This is a genomic window from Gracilinema caldarium (assembly GCF_029265695.1).
Lineage (GTDB): Bacteria > Spirochaetota > Spirochaetia > Treponematales > Breznakiellaceae > Gracilinema > Gracilinema caldarium_A.
The window spans coordinates 115,261-133,996 of sequence record NZ_JAJUHW010000004.1; the positions used below are offsets into that span (position 1 = coordinate 115,261).

Annotated in this window: 19 protein-coding genes; 11 read left to right on the forward strand and 8 right to left on the reverse strand. The window is 46.5% G+C overall.

Annotation, left to right across the window (positions count from 1 at the left end):
- Positions 1–59: 59 nt before the first annotated feature.
- Positions 60–2,042: a methyl-accepting chemotaxis protein gene (locus tag Q7P68_RS02740; RefSeq protein WP_304222476.1), complete on the forward strand. Its 1,983-nt coding sequence runs from the start codon at positions 60–62 to the stop codon at positions 2,040–2,042.
- A 95-nt stretch (positions 2,043–2,137) separates the two neighbouring features.
- On the opposite strand, the gene Q7P68_RS02745 is transcribed toward Q7P68_RS02740, so the two are convergent.
- From Q7P68_RS02745 to Q7P68_RS02755, 3 genes are all read right to left on the reverse strand, one after another.
- Entirely contained in the window at positions 2,138–3,190 is a 1,053-nt protein-coding gene (locus Q7P68_RS02745; RefSeq protein ID WP_304222478.1) for a Gfo/Idh/MocA family protein, read from the reverse strand.
- Positions 3,187–3,984 carry a ThuA domain-containing protein gene (locus tag Q7P68_RS02750; RefSeq protein ID WP_304222480.1) on the reverse strand — a complete coding sequence of 266 codons (798 nt, stop codon included), beginning with the start codon at positions 3,982–3,984 and terminating at the stop codon, positions 3,187–3,189. Before Q7P68_RS02750 ends, Q7P68_RS02745 begins: the two co-directional genes overlap by 4 nt.
- A 105-nt stretch (positions 3,985–4,089) precedes the next feature.
- Positions 4,090–4,332: a hypothetical protein gene (locus Q7P68_RS02755; RefSeq protein WP_304222483.1), complete on the reverse strand. Its 243-nt coding sequence runs from the start codon at positions 4,330–4,332 to the stop codon at positions 4,090–4,092.
- 2 nt (positions 4,333–4,334) lie between these two features.
- Between Q7P68_RS02755 and Q7P68_RS02760 the strand changes: the two genes are divergently transcribed.
- Entirely contained in the window at positions 4,335–5,039 is a 705-nt protein-coding gene (locus Q7P68_RS02760) for a helix-turn-helix domain-containing protein (RefSeq protein WP_304222486.1), read from the forward strand.
- Here Q7P68_RS02760 and Q7P68_RS02765 read toward each other — a convergent pair.
- Positions 5,013–5,243 carry a DUF3185 family protein gene (locus Q7P68_RS02765; RefSeq protein ID WP_304222489.1) on the reverse strand — a complete coding sequence of 77 codons (231 nt, stop codon included), beginning with the start codon at positions 5,241–5,243 and terminating at the stop codon, positions 5,013–5,015. The genes Q7P68_RS02760 and Q7P68_RS02765 overlap by 27 nt on opposite strands.
- Positions 5,244–5,254: 11 nt before the next feature.
- The gene (locus tag Q7P68_RS02770) at positions 5,255–5,734 is read right to left on the reverse strand and encodes a hypothetical protein (protein WP_304222492.1); all 480 of its coding nucleotides are present in this window, start codon (positions 5,732–5,734) and stop codon (positions 5,255–5,257) included.
- Between the two features lie 181 nt (positions 5,735–5,915).
- On the opposite strand from Q7P68_RS02770, the gene Q7P68_RS02775 reads away from it, so the two are divergent.
- Genes Q7P68_RS02775 through tsaD form a run of 3 tightly spaced genes read left to right on the forward strand, consistent with a single transcriptional unit; the run spans position 5,916 to position 8,976 of the window.
- Complete coding sequence (locus Q7P68_RS02775) at positions 5,916–6,761, forward strand: sigma-70 family RNA polymerase sigma factor (protein ID WP_304222495.1); 846 nt, start codon at positions 5,916–5,918, stop codon at positions 6,759–6,761.
- Between the two features lie 51 nt (positions 6,762–6,812).
- Positions 6,813–7,967 carry a divergent polysaccharide deacetylase family protein gene (locus tag Q7P68_RS02780; RefSeq protein WP_304222498.1) on the forward strand — a complete coding sequence of 385 codons (1,155 nt, stop codon included), beginning with the start codon at positions 6,813–6,815 and terminating at the stop codon, positions 7,965–7,967.
- Positions 7,948–8,976 (forward strand): tRNA (adenosine(37)-N6)-threonylcarbamoyltransferase complex transferase subunit TsaD, encoded by a 1,029-nt coding sequence (gene tsaD, locus Q7P68_RS02785; protein WP_304222527.1) that lies wholly within the window; start codon positions 7,948–7,950, stop codon positions 8,974–8,976. The genes Q7P68_RS02780 and tsaD overlap by 20 nt, the downstream gene beginning before the upstream one ends.
- On the opposite strand, the gene Q7P68_RS02790 is transcribed toward tsaD, so the two are convergent.
- Positions 8,957–9,919 carry a nucleotide-binding protein gene (locus Q7P68_RS02790; RefSeq protein ID WP_304222501.1) on the reverse strand — a complete coding sequence of 321 codons (963 nt, stop codon included), beginning with the start codon at positions 9,917–9,919 and terminating at the stop codon, positions 8,957–8,959. The two genes, tsaD and Q7P68_RS02790, sit on opposite strands and share 20 nt — an antisense overlap.
- A 137-nt stretch (positions 9,920–10,056) precedes the next feature.
- Between Q7P68_RS02790 and rpmB the strand changes: the two genes are divergently transcribed.
- Positions 10,057–10,248 carry a 50S ribosomal protein L28 gene (rpmB, locus tag Q7P68_RS02795; protein WP_304222504.1) on the forward strand — a complete coding sequence of 64 codons (192 nt, stop codon included), beginning with the start codon at positions 10,057–10,059 and terminating at the stop codon, positions 10,246–10,248.
- 98 nt (positions 10,249–10,346) lie between these two features.
- Here the strand turns inward: rpmB and Q7P68_RS02800 are convergent, their stop codons facing one another.
- Positions 10,347–11,219, reverse strand: a complete 873-nt coding sequence (locus Q7P68_RS02800; RefSeq protein WP_304222506.1) for an MBL fold metallo-hydrolase — start codon at positions 11,217–11,219, stop codon at positions 10,347–10,349.
- A gap of 74 nt (positions 11,220–11,293) precedes the next feature.
- Between Q7P68_RS02800 and Q7P68_RS02805 the strand changes: the two genes are divergently transcribed.
- Positions 11,294–11,884, forward strand: a complete 591-nt coding sequence (locus Q7P68_RS02805) for a hypothetical protein (protein ID WP_304222508.1) — start codon at positions 11,294–11,296, stop codon at positions 11,882–11,884.
- 12 nt (positions 11,885–11,896) lie between these two features.
- Positions 11,897–13,054, forward strand: coding sequence for a sensor histidine kinase (locus Q7P68_RS02810; RefSeq protein WP_304222510.1), 1,158 nt, complete (start codon positions 11,897–11,899; stop codon positions 13,052–13,054).
- Here the strand turns inward: Q7P68_RS02810 and uvrB are convergent.
- On the reverse strand, positions 13,026–15,023 hold the full coding sequence (uvrB, locus tag Q7P68_RS02815) for an excinuclease ABC subunit UvrB (protein WP_304222513.1): 1,998 nt from the start codon (positions 15,021–15,023) through the stop codon (positions 13,026–13,028). The genes Q7P68_RS02810 and uvrB overlap by 29 nt on opposite strands.
- A gap of 162 nt (positions 15,024–15,185) precedes the next feature.
- On the opposite strand from uvrB, the gene msrB reads away from it, so the two are divergent.
- The 3 genes from msrB to Q7P68_RS02830 form a co-directional block, all read left to right on the forward strand.
- Positions 15,186–15,740 (forward strand): peptide-methionine (R)-S-oxide reductase MsrB, encoded by a 555-nt coding sequence (gene msrB / locus Q7P68_RS02820; protein ID WP_304222516.1) that lies wholly within the window; start codon positions 15,186–15,188, stop codon positions 15,738–15,740.
- Positions 15,741–15,849: 109 nt separating this feature from the next.
- Positions 15,850–16,650 (forward strand): FecR family protein, encoded by an 801-nt coding sequence (locus tag Q7P68_RS02825; protein ID WP_304222518.1) that lies wholly within the window; start codon positions 15,850–15,852, stop codon positions 16,648–16,650.
- A gap of 13 nt (positions 16,651–16,663) precedes the next feature.
- Positions 16,664–18,736 (forward strand): LVIVD repeat-containing protein (locus Q7P68_RS02830; protein WP_304222521.1); only part of this gene is annotated, 2,073 nt, incomplete at its 3' end.

Here is an 18,736-nt window from a genome sequence, read left to right on the forward strand (position 1 = left end):
AACTGAAAATGATTATACAGTAATTTTACTTTTTGGAGAATAATGGTATACTGTTCTTTATGAATATACGCGCTAAACTGGTCTTGCTTGTATTGGGAATGGTAGTGCTCATTTCCGGTGCATCTTCGGTGTATTTTATTATGCAGGCTCCGCTTGTTCAGATTGATAAGGAGCGGAAGGTCCTTGATAACCTGGCTCTTGCAATAATGGGGCTGCGAACCGAAATTAACCGGCTCGATTCGGCCATGTTTATGTCTGAACGTCCTAAGTTTTATGCAGCCCGAGTCAAATTTGGGGAGGCCTTTAAATACCTGCAGCAGATTTCATATCTTAGAAAGACGGATAAAACCCTCGCAGAAGCCCTTGATGTAATCGAACGTTTACAGAAGCTAAATGATGATAACCTTTCTAATGTGGTTGATATGTATGAGGAACTATACAAGAATGCCCAAACTTTGTTTACGTTCCCAGATCAAATCGTGTTCCGGCGTTTTTATGACGGGACCGCAATTATCAATAATAACACTCATGACATTCAGATAGCATTGTTTAACTTAAGCCGCTTTGATTCTTTTGTGAATATTCTGAATGACAGCCTTGAGTCTTCTCTTAATGTCATAACCGAACAGGGAGAGGTCATTGACGCCCGAATTAAACAGATTCAGCAGCAGTCGGTTATAGTCGCCCTATCCATTATCGTAGTGCTTATTGTTATTATTGCCCTCTTTTCGCTCATTTTTGCAAACACAATCGCAAAATCGGTCATTAAAATTGCAGATGGTATTCGGTCTCTTGCGGAAGGGGACCTTTCGGTTTCATTTTCGATAAAAACGAAAGATGAGATTGGAAGGCTCGCCCGGCAAATGAATGATTTCATCCATTCTTTGGATGAAGCTTTGCTTGGTATTAAGGATGCGGCGGATCGAAATAACCAGGTAAAGAACCAATTGCTCGATTCAAGCGAACGCACCAATCATACGCTGCAAGAGATGGAACTTGCAGTTCAAAATGTGGAAGAGCAGGCTCGGCTTCTGGAGCAGCGGATTGCCGAAACACGCAGCATAGTCGGCGATATGACCGGCGGTGTTGGCCAGCTCGATGCCCGCTTATCGGATCAGATAGCCATGGTCGAAGAATCGACCGCTTCCATTACTCAAATGCTTGCAACCATTGGCAATATGGCTCGTCTTGCGGAACAGGACAAGAAACTGGCCGATACACTGGTCAAAATATCCGATGACGGCAAGGAAGTATTCTCCGCTGCCTTTGAACGGGTCGAGGCTATTACTGAACAGGTTGATAAAATTGAGGAAATGATAGAAATCATCAACAATATCGCCGGCCAGACGAACCTGCTTGCCATGAATGCGGCAATAGAAGCAGCCCATGCAGGGGAAGCTGGTAAGGGTTTTGCGGTTGTAGCCGATGAGATTAGGAAACTTGCGGAAGCTTCCCAGGAAGGCTCTAAAGAAATAGCGGGTTCTGTTCGCGGTATTGTGGAAGCCATAGAGAGTGCTAAGGCGGGCAGCGCTGACACGAATAAGGCCTTTGCCGAAATAGAAGAAAAAATAAAAGAAGTATCCCGTTCTGTTTCGGAAATCAGCAACAGTCTTGCGGAGACGAACGAAGGGGGCCGTCAGATACTTACCGCCATGACAAGTCTGCGGGAACTTTCTGCTTCTATTAACCAGGAATCCCGGAACATGGCTCAAAATACCCGATCTATAGAAGCCACCATGGAACAGCTTGATCAGGTAAGTGAGAGCCTCCGTTCCGCCATGGCATCCATGGCGCAAAAAAATAACGACATGTCTCAGGTTGCGGAACTCACGATTTCTCTGGCCCACCAGCTTGCTGCAATTGGCAAGGATTTGGAAGCCCGAATCGCCCATTTCAAGACCACCTGCGAACAGTCAGGGGGTGAAATATCTCAAGGCGGTGTCTGCGTAGACCAAGACCATCAACAGGCTGTATCTAATTCAACATCGGATACGCTAGTTTCAGGCAATTTAGAAGCGACAGCTAGGCTTTTGGATAACTGATCTAATTTTAAAAGTCGGTCACTATTTTTTTGCGTTATGAACGTGGCTTATACAGAAAAAAAAGAGGCTGTCCGTGTTTCGGACAGCTCCATTAATTAGAAAATAACCGGCCGGCCGCTTTCCGCACTTTGGTAGAGGGCATCGAGTATTTTCATGATGAGTAGGCCTTCTTTTCCATCTGCTTCATGGGGTGTTCCAGCAATTATAGAATCGATAAAATGAGACATGGCAGTGATTGGTTTTGGATTTCCTGCAGCCCAACTAGAGGCCGCATGGTATTTTTCGTCCCATTGGTATCCTAGATGTTCTGTAAAGAATTCCGCTTCGAATTCGTATCCCTCACCAATGTTGCGGTGAATTAGACCGCCACGGCTCCCGAGTATACGGGTTTCCATCAATTCATTTTCTTTTATATTCCCCGCCCAGGAAGCTTCCATACTTAAAGAGGCCCCATTTTTAAAACGAATAAAACCAGCAGCTAAATCTTCCACTGAATAAGTTTTATGTTCCCTTTGGGCAATCTCAGTTGCAATTGGTGCATAGGTTGTTCCGGTGACATAATCCACCTCTGGGTAACCCATAAACCAAAGAGCCAAGTCGAGCCGATGAACTCCTAAATCGATGAGCGGGCCCCCTCCTGCAAGTTCCTTGTTTCCAAACCAGCCACCAAATCCGGGCATACCCCGCCGCCTCAACCAAATAGATCTGCCATAGTATGCTTGTCCTAAGTCGCCCTGATCGATTCGAGCTTTTAAAGCCCGAGCAGGCATGGTAAAACGGTAAGAGAAGTTAATCATTAAACGTCTCTCTGTTTTTAAGGCTGTCTCAAGCATAGTCTGGCCTTCTGCTGCATTCATGGCCATAGGTTTTTCACAAAGTACATGAGCTCCCTTTTCGAGGGCCCGGTTCGTTAAATCTTTGTGAAATTTATTTGGTGTTGCCACCGATATTACCTGGCATAACCCGCTATCAATGAGGGCTTCAGCGCTTGTAAAACGGTTAGGAATTCCATATTGATCACCAACGGCATCAAGTTTGGCTTTGTCAGTATCTGCAATAGCAATAACCGTGCAGTTTGGATTGCTTCGGTACCCTTCTATATGATGTTTTCCAATTCCAAGTCCAATGACTCCTACGGTAAGTTTCATTGTATATCCTCCAGATTTTGAACGATTCCTGCTTGTCCGAACTCAGCAGGCGGTTCAGGCAGTGGTTCTAAGGCAGGGCTGTTGGGGCACCGATCTTGTATTTTTACCCGCTCTGCAGCCCAATATCCTGCATTAACTAATATCTTTTGTACCGCGGTATTGTAATATGTGGGATAAGATTCATGTCCGGGGCGAAAATAAAAAATTCGGCCTGCTCCACGATTCCAACAACAACCGGATCGGAAAACCTCGCCGCCCTGGAACCAGCTGACAAAAACAAGCTCATCCGGTACGGGAATTTCAAAGCGTTCACCATACATCTCCTCATGGGGAATTTCGAAATAGCCCCCTTCATTCACAGGTAAGTCTTGGGCTATAGGATGGCTTGGCTCGATTACCCATATACGTTCCTTTTCTGCGGCCTCTCTCCATTTAAGGGAGCAGGTTGTTCCCATGAGGGACCTGAAGATTTTAGAATAATGGCCTGAATGCAGTACCACGAGTCCCATGCCTTCAAGAACTCGCTGCTTAACCCGTTCCACAATCTCGTTTTGAACCTTGTCATGGGCAATGTGTCCCCACCAGTAGAGAACTTGAGTGTTTTCTAAAAGTTCTTTACTTAAACCATGCTCTGGCTGGTCCAAAGTTGCGGTACTTACAGAAAAATTTCCTGTTTTTTCAAGAGCTTCTGCAATTACCTGGTGTATACCCTTAGGGTATATTTTCCGTATCGCTTCGTGTTCTTGTTCATGGATAAACTCGTTCCAAATGACCGCACGTATTGGTGTTCCCATAATGTTGCTCCTTGGGAATAACTATAACAAGATCACCTTTTTGTTGAATGAGTTTCTCTTATATAATGCTTGTTATAATCTTTGAAGCATAGTAAAAATCTTAGATTATGAAAGTTGAGTCAGATCTAAAAACACTTTCATCACTGCTGTTACGATGTAAACAGGGCGTGCTTTCCGGAGATATACCTGTGATGATACCTCTGGGACAAGCGAGACCGCGGCCTCCTGAATTTGGCCAGTTTCATTTGCAAGCAGAGCTGTTTTTCCAAGTATCTGGAGCAACCCTATTTCAATTTCCTTCTTCGGAATATCTTTTAAAGCCCAATGAAATACTGATCGTTCCTCCATTAGTGACTCATTTTGAAAAAGTTCGAGGCCCAGATGATGAATTTCAGAATTTGGTTGCCTATGCAGGGAAACGATCCTGTTCGGTTCATATTGCCAAAGCTGGATTGGATAAACGGCCAGCCATCGAGTTTATTCAACGGAGAAACCCTTCCTATGCGGGCCATATTGCCGAATACCTTTCTGATGCGACTGTCCTTCAAGAAGATCTATATCCTGTTACTGTAGAACAAGATGCAGCTGAACCAATAAGGCTCCTTGTCGCTACGGCACTCGCTCACTTTTTACTTGCCTTGCAGATAAGGACAGAGTCGATACCGCCATCAGTTTCATCCCCTTGGCAGGAAGAAAGTGGAGGTTCATCATTAGTCCATGAAGCCCGTGAACGGGTTCTGGCGGCATATTCTGACAGGGCCCTTTCAGTTCAATTACTCGCTGAATGGCTGAGATGTTCTGCAGATTACTTAAGCCACATATACAAAACTCAAACAGGAGAAAGTCTTACTGCTTTTATCAATCGAGTCAGACTTGAACGGGCTGCAGAACTCTTAAACGAGACAGGTTTGTCGGTCAAAGAAATCAGTTGGGCTTGTGGATTTTCTGAGGAAAGTTACTTTATAAAAAAATTCAGCACCTATTTCGGACTCACTCCTAGCCAGTACCGCCGCACTGGACGAGACCTTTTACCGTCTCCGGGAAGTTTTTCCTGATAGGCTAAGCCCAAGACCAAGCAGCGCAGCAGCCCCGCCACCAATCATTAAGTAGACGCTCTGCTGTTCAACCTTGGTGGTACCGGTAAAGACCTTTGTAATTTTGTTTTTAAGGGACTGTTGGGCGGAATAATATTCATAGCCGCCATAGGCCCCCACTGCAATACCCGCCACTAGTAAAATTAATCCGATCGTTCGTTTCATGGATGCTCCTTTTAATCGACCCAGCGGACCTTGTCCGGGGCCCATTCATTCATATATATTCTCGCAAATCTTCCAGAATGCGCAACCCCCGGATTTTCAGGAAAATAGGTTTTTCTAAAAAACCAGACCACATCGGCCATGTCATCTGCGGAATTAGCCGTAGCATACCGAAAATATATCTTTTTATTATTCAGGATTTCGATTACTTCGGGATTTTCAACAAGCTGCGGGTCGGTAAGACGACGAATTTCTGAACGGAGTCCGCCGTAGCGGGCATTGCCAACGGTGAGCAGCCGCAGGTGTTTATGGTCATCCATCCAGTAAATTTCATAGACTCCCCCTACCGCAGGAACAGAGGTCGCTATGGTCCATCGGTCCGCACTTATCAATTTGGACCAATGAATCGAAAAAAAAACGTCTTTGCCCCGTTTCCGTGCGGTAATACCAGAATCCATGGCCACAGCATAGCACAGGGCAGTTACTTTTTCCATACATAGATACAACGTATTTGTATAAAGAATCATACATTTTTTTATCTCATCGTAATATACTGGACTTTAATATTTTATAAGTTATTGTATAGCAAATAGATATTAAATTTTGTTTGTTGATGAATAGGCTTGGCATGGTTCTTGCATAATATTCTGTAGAGTGAAAGCTCTGGAGGATGTTATGGCCAAGAAGAAGGACAATTTTAATACCGACGATGTGCTTAAGACCTACTTTGACCAGATAAAGGCAGCTCCCCTTCTCACCTTTGAAGAAGAATTGGAACTTTCGCGCAAGATCATGGAGGGCGACGAAAGCGCCCGGCAGCGGCTTATAGAATCCAATCTGCGGCTTGTGGTGAAAATTGCCAAGGCCTATATGTCTCACGATGTATCTTTGCTTGACCTGATACAAGAGGGGAACCTCGGGCTTATCCATGCTGCACAGAAATATGATTTTAACAAGCATGTGCGGTTTTCTACCTATGCAAGCTGGTGGATTAAACAGGCTATAACCCGGTCTCTGGCTAATAAACGCCGAACTATTCGGCTGCCCCACCGCAAGGAAGAGGCGCTCAAAAAAATCCAAAAGGCTTACAATACCCTTTCCCAGCTTTACATGCGCCGGCCGACAACGGATGAAATAGCTGCCGAAATAGGCCTTCCCCTGGAAGAAGTAGAGTATATCATGAATATCGCTAATGGTATGGTGTCCCTCGATGCGGATACCGGAGAGGATGACAGCACCACTCTCATCGATATGTGCGAAGACTACACCTACAGTCCTGATATGGAGTTTATCCGCAATTCGGTTCGGGAAGATACCCTTAAATTTCTTGAACGGCTCATGGAGCGGGAGAAAAAAATATTGATGTACCGGTTTCAGTTTTTTGGGGGCGAACGGTTTACCTTAAAGGAAATCGGTGACGAAATGGGTATTTCTCCCGAAACGGTCAGGCAAATTGAAATGCGGGCCATCAAAAAGTTTAAGGAAGAAGCTGCGGACCTTAAGGAATATGTATATCTATAAGGTAGGCTCTCAGTCTTGACCAAGGGCTTTCCAGACAGTACAGTGTAAATAGTGGCTAAGGAAAAACGAAGAACAACTGGCGTTAAAGGATCTAAACGAAAGAAAAAGCTAGGATTTAACGATTCTGTACGAGCGGTGCTTGTGAGCTCCCTGCTCATAGGGGCTGCGGTCTTTCTTACCGTTGCTTTGATCATATTTTTTCCGCCAGCTAGTGAGCAGGCTGATACTTTAAAAAATCCCGTTGCTGATACTAATACGCAAAATCAAAGTACTGCTGAGCCAGTAAAGGACTCCCAAACGGGGGGCATAGAAGATTCTGAGCGTACGAGCCGTGCACCTCAGGATTCTCCTACAACACCATCTCGGACTCTTAAACCTGCGGAGTCTAAGCCCATATCAACAGCAAAACCGGTGTCTCCGAAGGATCTCCCGCTTCCCAACAGGACCAATGGTAGCGCTAAAACAATTGCTGTTTCAGCGCCGATAGAACGTCCGCCCCAGCCAGTGCCACGAAAAAAGGGGTATCTTGCCATTGTACTAGACGATGCAGGAAATAACCTCAGGGAACTAGAGCCATTTTTGCAATTTCCCGGTCCCCTCACTATTGCGGTCCTCCCTGGTTTGCCCTATTCGGCCGAAGCAGCGAAAAGGATCCGCGCGGCTGGCAAGGAAGTAATACTGCATCAACCTATGGAAGCTATCGGGGGGCAAAATCCAGGACCAGGGGCAATTTATTCAGGGATGAACAAGGAAGAAATAGAAAGGGTTTTAAAGACCAATCTCGCCCAGGTTGGCCCTGTGGTAGGGATGAATAACCATCAGGGGTCTAAAATTACCTCTGACGATAAAATCATGGAAATAGTGCTCGCTTTTTGTAAGCGAAATAGTATATATTATTTAGATTCAAGGACTACCGCAGAAACGGTGGTCCCCGCTGTTGCAGAACGGATGGGAATACGAATCGGGGAGCGCGATGTGTTCGTAGATAACATTCAGGAAAAGGCCGCCATGATACGTTTTATGGAAGAGGGGCTTCAGAAGGCAGAAAAGAAAGGGGCCGCAATTGTAATAGGACATGTTTGGTCCAACGAACTGGTCGCTACCCTGCAGGAAATGTATCCGGAACTCATAGCACAGGGGTTTTCGCTAACCACCGTCTCACGGATTATGATGGGAACCTTTGAAGATGAAGGTTTTGGGGATTGAGTCATCCTGCGACGAATGCGCCGCAGCAGTGGTGGAGGATGGGAAAAAAATACTATCCAATGTGGTTGCCACCCAGATACCCTTTCATGAGATATACAACGGGGTAGTACCCGAAATTGCAAGCCGCATGCATACCGAGTGGATCAGCGGCGTGGTTAAAACGGCCCTCTCTGATGCGGGTTGCAGACCAGAGGACATAGATGCCGTTTCAGCTACAGCCCAGCCCGGGCTTCTGGGCTCCCTCTTAGTGGGTCTGAGTTTTGGCAAGGCCTTTGCCTATAGTCTGGATAAGCCCTTTATCGCTGTCGATCACATGCTAGCCCATCTCTACGCACCAATGCTTTCTGAACAGGTAGATTATCCCTTCCTTGGCCTCCTGGTATCCGGCGGGCACAGCATTATTTGCCGGGTGGATGACTTTGACTCCATAACAGTTCTAGGAACCACCATAGATGACGCGGTGGGAGAAGCTTTTGACAAGGTCGCTAAGTTTTACGGTTTTGGATATCCCGGCGGGGTATATATTGATAGGCATGCAAAACGGGGCGACAGCAATGCCTTTAAGTTCCCCATGCCGAACTTGTATAAGGGTGAACATCGGTACGACGTATCCTATTCGGGGCTGAAAACTGCGGTCATCAACCAGATTGAACAATTCAGGCAGCTTGATGAACAGGGGCAGCCTGCAGCCATGAGCCCTGAAAATATTGCAGCCTCTTTCCAAAAAACCGCTATTGACATATTGCTGCGGAGCCTGTATCGGGCGGTAGAAGATACGGGGCTCACCACCGTGGTAGCTGGGGGAGGAGTAGCTGCAAACTCCTACCTCAGGCACTGTCTTGTTGAACGACATGATCTCCGCTGCCTGTTTCCTCCCCTTGATTTATGCGGGGATAATGGGGCCATGGTGGCTGGTTTGGGTTATAAGTATCTGGATCGGGGAGATCGTTCGCCTTGGACGGTTACCGCTTCTGCTCGTGTTAAGGCCTTTAAGCGCCGCTATCCATAAGAGCGCGCAGGTCTTCGTTGTCTGGGTATAATCGGGGGCTTTCGGGTATCGGCTGGGAAGCAAGCCGTGCCGCAATTGCTAAAATGGCCTGTGAAAAGGGCGCGTTTTTTTGGAGCAAGAGGGCCGGTTTGCGGGATGCAACCGATAGGCTGACCACGGGGTCCCGCGGAATGTATCCGATGTATTCTACCTGCAGGTCCAGGTTCTTTTTTGCGATTTCCCTGAGTTTTATACCAACCGACAGGTCCTGGGGACCGCTGCCCATATTCAAAATGATACGGGTATACAATTTTTCTACCTGGGTTATGCCATTTTGCGCACCCTCGCCATATTGTTCACGCAGTTTTTGCCGAAGGACCGGATAGGTATTGGTGCTGCCTTCCATTTTTTGAGCGAAAAAAGAGGTTATAAGCTGCCGTTCTGCACTTTTGGGAGGAAAGGACCGAATGAGAGCACGGTAAAAAGCTGTTTTTAAGAATGAATAGGCATTCAAGATGGCGGTGCTTTCTCCCATGGTTACAATAAGACCGGAACTGCTGGTCAGAAAAAAATCGACCGTATTATAAGAAGAACCTGCACCGAGATCCATCAGTATATAGTCAGCGGGAAGACTCATAAGACTTTTAACTATTTTTTGCTTGGTAAAAAAATCCAGGTTTGCAGTACCTGGCAGCAGCGTGTCCCCCGGAATAAAGAAGAGCCGGGGAATTCCCGTATCTACCAGGAGGGCTTCCAGGTTGGTTTCAGTACGATACACGAGGTTCCCAATACCGGGATACCGGTTTTTTATACCCAACAGGGTATGGAGATTTGATGCCCCTAAATCGAGATCTACGAGCACCGTTGTTTTTCCGAGTTCCGAGAGGGCTATGGCGCAGTTTGCGGCAAACACGCTCTTGCCGACTCCTCCCTTACCCGAAGCAACTGGTAGAATTATAGCCATACTCTAAGTATGCAGTCTTAAGAGTATATGTGCAAGCAATGATCTAAACAGTCCGCAGGGGCTTTACATTTTTTTTGTATTCAGTTATAGTGTCCCATACTTTGTACGTATAGGATACTCCGGAAGGAAGGTTTGTTATGTCACGGACTTGCGATATCTGCGGAAAACACACGGTCACTGGAAATAAGGTCAGCCATGCCAAAAATCATAGCCGCCGTACCTGGAAACCCAACCTGGTTAAGGTAAAGACAGAAATTCAGGGTACTACCATTACGCTTAAGATGTGCACCCGCTGTCTTAAGAGCGACTATGTAACCAAAAAAGTGTAAGGTTTGCTGATTTCTGCACATTCTCGGCCCGCCATTTTACGGGACCGAAGCAAGAAAGGGATGTCCAAAAGCTGAGGGCATCCCTTTCTTATTCATAATTAAACACCTGCTGTCGTGCCGTGTCTCTCGCTTAATGGTTCAAGCATCAGACGTAATCCATCGTAAGCTGGGGCAACGTAGTTTTGGGAAAAACCCTGTTCAAGCAGGTATTCGAAAATTGCTGTGTGAAAATAATCATGGCACAGATGGGTAAGGTATGCTTGCCGGGGACGGACCAGGTTGATGATATCAAGTGCCTGGTCAAAGCTGAAATGGGTAGGGTGTGGAAGCTTTCGCAGGGCGCCGATGATAAGTATATCCAGCTGAGCGAGGAGTAAAAGTGTTTCTTTAGGAATCTGGCTCACATCGGTCAGGTAAGCGCAGCGGCGCCCTGCTTCCTCCACGAGCCACCCGAGAATATGTAAGCGACCGTGATATACTGGCAGGGGTGTAAACCTGAGGCCGCCTATAGATACCGAAGCCTCAGGATCCTCTGTGGTGTGCTGCTGCTTATGTTCCGGCCACTCAGGGTCTAAAATTGTTGGAATAATCCGTGGTTTTCCGCCTCCAATTTGGGTCTCCCTAAAAATATAACTAAACCGTTCCGTTAACTCATGTATGGTCGGCCGATTCCCGAATACGTTGAGCGGAGTATGAACGCTTAAAGGTCTGACATCATCTAATCCATGCAGGTGATCCGCATGGGCATGGGTTAGAAAAACTGCGTCCAAATGTTGTATTCCTGCCCGAATAGCCTGGAGGCGGAATTCGGGACCCGTATCTATTACACAACATTCACCGGTATTGCCTCTGATAAGAAGGGATGCGCGGTACCGTTGGTCTTTCGGATCCTGTGAATGGCACACTGGACAGGAACAACCGACCACTGGTATCCCATGGGATGTCCCGGTACCGAGGAATTCAACAACCATATCTCTTTTGTACCTAATCTGTGACAAGCGGTCAATGGAATGCCGCCTTGAGATAATGGCAAAGAGAGATTATTATGATTTTTATGGCAGATGCAGAGCTTGTAAGGGTCTTGGACTATATTCTTAATCGTTCCGATGCAAACAGCATCGAGGCTATTGCGGCAGCAGTGGTGCGCCGTAAGCGGGACCTTTCTTTATTCGGTTCTGCTGGACTTCCGGATCCCAAGCGGTGGGCTCAAAAGGTATCTTCTGAAATTAATATAAACGCAAGCCTCGAAGGAATCCGTAATACGGTCCGGAACATGGTATCAGAAATGCTCAAGCGGGAAGCTCCTGAACTGAGCGACGAGCAGAGGGAAGAACTGCTCAATGCGTGGGTTCCTGACCAGCGAGAGGCTAATAATGCAGCGGGGGCCTCAAAACAGCTCCCTTCGGATGTGCTTGCTACCATGGTTCATCAATTTATTGCATTTTCTACGGGAATTATGGCCCCAAAAGAAGATGCGGCCCTGCGTAAAGAACTTGGGGCCTGGCCCGAACGGTATTGGGAATCCTTTCCGCCGCTTATTCGTTCCCTGATTACTAATTATCTCAATGGTACTGTCAGTGAAGAAGAGTTTGCTTCTAAGTTGCGGACCGGTCTACAGATGGTGAGCAAATCATAAGGAGTATGTTACATGGAGCCCTCTGCAATATTATCTTTGCCTTTTACTGATTTTGAACGGGATACGGGACCGCTTTTAGATGCACAAATCCGCTGGGTTTCCGAATATAGAGGGATGGATTTGTTCCAAGAATTTCCGGTGGCTGTTATGGCCTTTAACCGGCACCGGCAAATTGTGTTTTATAATGAAAAGGCAAAGTCATTTTTGCCTGATGCCTCGATGAATCCCTATGGCCTGCGACCGGGAGAAGCCTTTGCCTGTATTCATGCACGGGAGACCGAAGGGGGCTGCGGTACCGCTGCGTTCTGCCGCTATTGCGGAGCTGCCCGAAGTATTGCCAGCGCACTCTCCGGTGCATTGAACCTGCAGGAATGCAAAATTGACAGGACCGTCAGTGATCGGTATTCTCAATTGGATCTTCTGGTATGGACCAAACCGTTTCATACCCATGATCAAGTCTTTATTTTGGCTGCACTGGTTGATGTATCCGCTGAACAGCGCAGGGATACTTTTGAACGCATTTTTCTGCATGACATCCTTAATACCGCCACATCAATACATTCGATTCTGTATTTAATTGACGATACAGAAAATTCTGTCCGCCAATATCTGGACCTTGCAAAGCGGGCAGTGGATCAACTGACCGAAGAAATAGAAACCCACCGAAGTATCTGGGATGCAGAACAGGGATCTCTTAGGGTAAATGCCTCTGTGGTAGATGTTTCGGATCTGCTGCAGCATGTGAGTTCTCTGTACAGCCGTATGGCGGAAGAACGGGGAATTCTTGTTGAAACCCATGTTTGTGGTTCAAAAAAGATTATTAGTGATGTGGTCCTGCTCAAACGGGTTTTGTCTAATCTGGTAAAGAACGCAATAGAAGCCTGCCATCCCGGTGATACGGTAATTCTGGTATGCAGGGATTTAGGCGAATCTATAGAAATAGAAGTAAAGAACCCCGCCGTTATAAGTGAAGAGGTTCAGTCGAACCTTTTTAAGCGCGCCTATTCAACAAAAGCCCGTGGACGGGGCTGGGGAACCTATGCAGCCCGTCTTTTTATAGAAGAGTATTTAGGCGGTCGTATTGGATTTACGAGCTCCGCCGAATCAGGAACGAGCTTTACCATAAGTCTGCCCGACGATCCTATTTTTCCACCTGGGAAAAACTCTTAATGTGCTCAATTTCGTCCCGGATAGCCGCAGCTTGTTCAAATTCTAGCCGCTTTGCATGTTCAAGCATTTCTGCCTCCAAGGCTTTAATAAGCTGCTGTCTCTGGGCGGGTATAAGCACATTATAAGATTTTTCCAAAACTTCCACGGAAGTAACCGCTGCGGCTTTTTCTTCCTCCTGGTGCCGTATCAGTATGTCAGCAATAGCCTTCTTGACTGTGGCGGGGGTGATGCCATGGGCTTCATTGTAGGCCATTTGAATGCTGCGGCGCCGCTCTGTTTCAGCGATGGCTTGCTTCATGGCGTCGCTCATTCGGTCCGCATACATAATAACCTTGCCTGCCGCATTTCGGGCTGCCCTGCCTATTATCTGAATAAGACTGGTAACGGACCGTAAGAAGCCGATTTTATCCGCATCCAGAATGGCAATAAAGGAAACCTCAGGCAGGTCTATACCTTCCCGTAAAAGGTTAATCCCCACCAGTACATCAAAGTCTCCCTGTCTGAGCTGTGTAAGGATTTCTACCCTTTCAATCGTTTCTACTTCGCTGTGGATATAGCGGACCCGAAGCCCCAGTCCTGTGAGATAATCGGTGAGGTCCTCGGCCATTTTTTTGGTAAGGGTTAATACCAGAGACCGCTCTTCCTTGGCAATGCGCTGTCTGATTTCTCCGTAAATATCTTCCATTTGGCCATCGCTGGGGCGTACTTCGATTTCCGGATCCAAAAGGCCGGTAGGCCGGATCACCTGTTCAACAACCCTCACGGACTGTTCTAGTTCGGTTGGTCCTGGAGTCGCGGATACAAAAATAGTAGCAGCTAACCGATCCACAAATTCATCATACCGCAAGGGACGGTTATCCAGGGCGGAAGGGAGCCTAAACCCGTAGTCCACCAGGCTTTGCTTTCTGGACCGGTCACCTGCATACATGGCTCCGATTTGGGGAAGGGTAACATGGCTTTCGTCTATAAAGGTAAGGTGATCTTTAGGAAAATAGTCGATAAGGGTGTCCGGTGGTTCACCGCTTGCCCGACCAGCTAAAGGAGCAGAATAGTTTTCTATGCCAGGACAGTAGCCCATTTCGGTGAGCATTTCTATGTCATATTCAACCCGGGTCTTGAGCCGTTCTGCCTCGAGCAGTTTTCCGGTTTGCTGTAAAAACTCATAGCGTTCCGCTAGCTCATTTTTTATTTTTTCTAGCGCCTGGTCTATCATATCCTGGGGCATGACAAACTGCTTGGCAGGATATATCAGAGCCCGATCTAAATCTTCCAAAACCTTACCCGAAATAGGATCGAAACGGCGGATCCGGCTTACCATGTCCCAATCCAGTTCTATCCGGTATGCTTCTTCCAGGTACGCGGGGTAAATCTCTAGTGTATCGCCTCGCCTGCGGAAACAGCCCCGGTCCAGCACCGCATCGTTCCGTTCGTATTGAAGTTCTACAAAACGACGCATCAGGGCATTCGTATCGATGGTTTCTCCCACCGCCACAGTGGCGGTCATTTTTCGGTACACTTCTGGGGTTGCAAGACCGTAGATACAGGACACGGTGGCAACGATGATCACATCCTGCCGTTCCATAAGGCTCCTCGTGGCGGAAAGTCGCATACGCTCTATTTCATCGTTAATTGACGCATCTTTTTCTATATATAGATCCCGGCTCGCTACATAGGCTTCGGGTTGATAATAATCGTAATAGGATACAAAATATTCAACCGCGTTATCTGGAAAAAAGCTCTTGAATTCCCGGTACAATTGGGCTGCCAAGGTTTTGTTATGGCTTATCACCAGGGTCGGTTTCTGGACCTGCTCAATAATTTTGGCCATGGTAAATGTTTTGCCAGAACCGGTGACACCCTTAAGTGTCTGGTATTTGTCTCCCGATCGGACACCGGCTGCCAGGGCGTCTATTGCTTGTCCCTGGTCTCCTGCTGGTTCATAGGGCGCTACGACATGGAATGGACGCATAAGTCCAGTATGGAACGGCTCTTCTTTTTTTTCAAGAGGGACTTAACAGATGTGTAGATTATAGAGGATTTTATATATTTCTTTGTCAGCGATCTAGCAGGCTTAAAAAAAAAAATTACAAAAAAAAATAATATTTTTTTTAAAATGCAGTATATTTTAAATATGATTACTAAAATAGTAATCTTTATTACTATAACTGTTATGGTACTTGGAACTTTATTCCTGGGTCTTAGGAAGGAGTCGAACGTTATGATTCAAAAACAGGCAAATGCTGACAATATCTGTGTGGTTCCCGATGAGGTTCTCCGTAAAACCTTGAGTTCCGAGCAGTATGCGGTTGCTGTAAAGGGCGGTACCGAACGGCCCTTTGCAAATGCCTACTGGAATAACCATGCAGAAGGTATTTATGTAGACGTCATTGACGGGACACCTCTTTTCTCATCCCAATCAAAATATGATTCCGGAACGGGTTGGCCCAGTTTTTGGGAACCCTTAGATAAGAACGCTTTGGAACTACTGGAAGACCGTTCCTTTGGTATGATCCGGGTGGAAGTCCGGTCAAAATCCTCGGGGGCTCATTTGGGCCATGTTTTTACCGATGGTCCTGAACCTACAGGGCTTCGGTATTGTATGAACTCCGCCGCGCTGCGTTTTATCCCAAAAGAAGAACTGGAAGCTGCGGGGCTGGGGCGGTTTAAGAATATGTTTGAAAAATAGGTACTAAAAAACAGAAAATTTAAAAATGGCACGTTATAATAATTGATTAAAATAGTAATATATAATTGCGTATTGGGCTGGGGCTTGTGGTTGATGAATAGGGGGCGAGATGAAAAAGGTAAATTTGTTTTTTGTATTGTTTGTTCTGGGAACTATAACAATGTATTCTGCACCACTTACCGTATCTTGGGCTGAAGGTTCTGTCATGATCCGGACCGGAACTACATGGAAAGAGCTTGATGTGGGATCTGTCGTAGAAAGTTCAGAACAGGTCCAACTTAAACCCAATAGTTTTGTCGAATTTTCCTATTCAGGGGGTAAGCTCGTACTCAGCGCAGAGGGAACCTATGTGCTGGATAAAATCCTGGCGAATGCGGTTAAACAACAGGCTGCTCGTTCTTCAATGCTTTCCAAAATTGGCAAGTTAGTAGCGAACGAAGTACCCCTATCTACCACGGTTGCAGGCGTCCGAGGCAGTGAGCAGGATAGATCGAGCAGCATGAATTGGATTGTGGATGAGGAGCTCGATACTGCTGGTACCGATCCGGCATCCAATGCCTATGAATTACTGCGTGGGGGCTCTTATTTAGAAGCTGCGGCGTCCTTTGAGCAACTCATTCCTAATGCATCGGCTGAAAGAAGAGTGGAATATCAATATACACAGGCCTGGTGCCTGGCTTCGGCTAATGACCTCGTTGCTTCCATTAAATTGCTTCGATCTATGTCCAGCGCAGGTCCATTCGCCATTCCTCGGGCACTACTCTTGGCACGGCTCAATCTAGATACCGGAGCCATCGGGGATGCGGTGAGGGTACTGGAATCGGTGCGCCTATCCCCTGAATTGCAAAATGATGACCGTCTTCTGGTACAGAATATGTTACAGGAAGCGAAAACCCTGCAGGGTAGGTAGACAGGAGGTTGCTATGGTTAAACATATGCTGATAATAGGTTCAGTGTTAATTTTGATAGCCTGCCCCTTGCCGATTTCTGAGGAGACCGTTTCCCGAGCCCGGGACACTACTGCCCCGATCATTACGGTACTATCTCCAGCCGAATATGCCTCCTTTTCCCGGCTCCTCGTTATATCCGGAACCGTCTCCGACAACACCGATAATCAGCTCCCAGGTAAGGTTGCCAAGCTCACCTATGAAATTTTGTCTCATACCTCTCCGCAAGAGGCGGCTATTAAAAGTGATAATAGCTTTGCTATTAGTATTTCCAATGACCTTAAAGAGAATATCGTTGTTCTCCTTACAGCCATAGATTGGAAAGGTAATGCCGTGGAGTTTCGGCTTCCCCTTGTCTATGTGGGTAATGATATTCCATCATTTTCCACCACCGAGGGAAATCGCCATACAATTTTGCGATGGGATCCGGTCCCTGGGGTAATAACGTACCGATTATATTATGAGGCTTCATCTCAGACACCCAATCCTGCCACTTCTCCATATATTGATGGAGTTACTTCCCCCTATAATATGGAAAATCTTAGCAACACCAAACTATACAGCTTCCTGCTGGAAGGGACTGCGAGCGATGGAAAAAAGAATTATTCCGAAGTTAAACGGTCTATACCCCTTTCTCGGTTTGATCTCTTTCCATCGACCTATGCTTATTTTAACTCCATAGAAGTGAACTGGAAGACCTATGTTAGTATTAATCTTTATGAGGTATTTAGAGCTTCTAGTCCTGCTGGTCCATATATTTCGATCTCGGGTCCAATAACGGGAAATAAATACCGCGATTTTAACATCCAGCAAGGATCGACTTACTATTACCTTGTTAAGCCTGCACAGTATAGTACAGTCCAAAGCTGGTATGCAGAAGCTTCGCCAGACTCCTTCCCTGCACGAAACGATGCATATATCACAACATTAACCAATTCAAACTATCCTATAGATGCTGTGGTTTCTGGAGCTTATCTCTATGTGGCTGATAATTATTTTGGTCTTCGCATTTATTCTTTAGAAAACCGTGCATCGCCGGTTCTGGTTTCATCGGTAGCTAGTTCTGGGGGTATTTCAGCCCTGGCTGTTGCTGATAACTATGCTTATTTAGTGACCACAGGAAAGGCACTCGAAATAGTTGATATTTCCAATCCCCTGCTTCCTCAAAAAAGGGGTTCGGTTAAAGTGACCAATAACGCTGCATTCCAGGGTGAAGGGGTAGCAGTGCTTGGGAATTTAGTTTTTATAGCTGGTTTCCAGGATGGACTATATGTAATCGATGCAAGCGACAGGAATGCACCGGTGGTTCGGGTGGCAGGCACGGGCCAATCTACTATGAGCTATTGTTATACCGTGGCAGTACAGGATCGGGGAGGGACTCGGATTGTCTTTGCTGGTGGTCATAACGCATCCATCCTCTATACTGTAACTGGGTCTGACAGTATGCCGGTATTGACTCAACAGTCAAATGCCATTCCCTATGCGACGGGTGCTGTTTTTGTTGAAAATAACCTTTTTATTGCATCCAGTTGGAATGTGGCATCATATGACACAGCTGTGTTGAGTAATCCTGTATCATTAGGAATCGTGAGTCCGCTTATTGGTGTAGCAGGTACTAATAAGCTTGCCATCTCGGGCCGTCGGCTCTATGTGACACTGAATGGTTATGGTTTTGCTGATGTGGATATAGCAGTACCTGCAGATATGGTGGTAATGTCTCTCTACAATGTTCGGGGATCCCCAGCGGGAATTGCCGTTGCTAGTGGCTTTGGCTATGTGACTGCAGAGAATACGGGGGGGATATCTATCTTTGGCCTTGGGAATGTTAACACCATTAGTCTGAAAGCTTCCCTCTTTGAACTTACCGAGGGAGCCTCTTTGGTAGCCTATCGCAATGTACTCTTTGTTGGAGAACGGTATGAGACCGGCGGTTATTATGATTCTTACCCGGTGTTGTTTGATATAACTAATCCTCTAGCGGTGACAAAACGTGATCCTGTATCTCCTAACTATTCAAATTATGCCTTTGCTGCGGCTGGAAACTACATG

What these genes read in the sequence shown, in the direction of transcription:
- Q7P68_RS02740 (WP_304222476.1), top strand. Translation starts at nt 60, where the DNA reads ATGAATATACGCGCTAAACTGGTCTTGCTTGTATTGGGAATGGTAGTG.
- Q7P68_RS02745 (WP_304222478.1), bottom strand. Translation starts at nt 3,190, where the DNA reads ATGAAACTTACCGTAGGAGTCATTGGACTTGGAATTGGAAAACATCAT.
- Q7P68_RS02750 (WP_304222480.1), bottom strand. Translation starts at nt 3,984, where the DNA reads ATGGGAACACCAATACGTGCGGTCATTTGGAACGAGTTTATCCATGAA.
- Q7P68_RS02755 (WP_304222483.1), bottom strand. Translation starts at nt 4,332, where the DNA reads ATGGAGGAACGATCAGTATTTCATTGGGCTTTAAAAGATATTCCGAAG.
- Q7P68_RS02765 (WP_304222489.1), bottom strand. Translation starts at nt 5,243, where the DNA reads ATGAAACGAACGATCGGATTAATTTTACTAGTGGCGGGTATTGCAGTG.
- Q7P68_RS02770 (WP_304222492.1), bottom strand. Translation starts at nt 5,734, where the DNA reads ATGGAAAAAGTAACTGCCCTGTGCTATGCTGTGGCCATGGATTCTGGT.
- Q7P68_RS02775 (WP_304222495.1), top strand. Translation starts at nt 5,916, where the DNA reads ATGGCCAAGAAGAAGGACAATTTTAATACCGACGATGTGCTTAAGACC.
- tsaD (WP_304222527.1), top strand. Translation starts at nt 7,948, where the DNA reads ATGAAGGTTTTGGGGATTGAGTCATCCTGCGACGAATGCGCCGCAGCA.
- Q7P68_RS02790 (WP_304222501.1), bottom strand. Translation starts at nt 9,919, where the DNA reads ATGGCTATAATTCTACCAGTTGCTTCGGGTAAGGGAGGAGTCGGCAAG.
- rpmB (WP_304222504.1), top strand. Translation starts at nt 10,057, where the DNA reads ATGTCACGGACTTGCGATATCTGCGGAAAACACACGGTCACTGGAAAT.
- Q7P68_RS02800 (WP_304222506.1), bottom strand. Translation starts at nt 11,219, where the DNA reads ATGGTTGTTGAATTCCTCGGTACCGGGACATCCCATGGGATACCAGTG.
- Q7P68_RS02805 (WP_304222508.1), top strand. Translation starts at nt 11,294, where the DNA reads ATGATTTTTATGGCAGATGCAGAGCTTGTAAGGGTCTTGGACTATATT.
- Q7P68_RS02810 (WP_304222510.1), top strand. Translation starts at nt 11,897, where the DNA reads ATGGAGCCCTCTGCAATATTATCTTTGCCTTTTACTGATTTTGAACGG.
- uvrB (WP_304222513.1), bottom strand. Translation starts at nt 15,023, where the DNA reads ATGCGTCCATTCCATGTCGTAGCGCCCTATGAACCAGCAGGAGACCAG.
- msrB (WP_304222516.1), top strand. Translation starts at nt 15,186, where the DNA reads ATGATTACTAAAATAGTAATCTTTATTACTATAACTGTTATGGTACTT.
- Q7P68_RS02825 (WP_304222518.1), top strand. Translation starts at nt 15,850, where the DNA reads ATGAAAAAGGTAAATTTGTTTTTTGTATTGTTTGTTCTGGGAACTATA.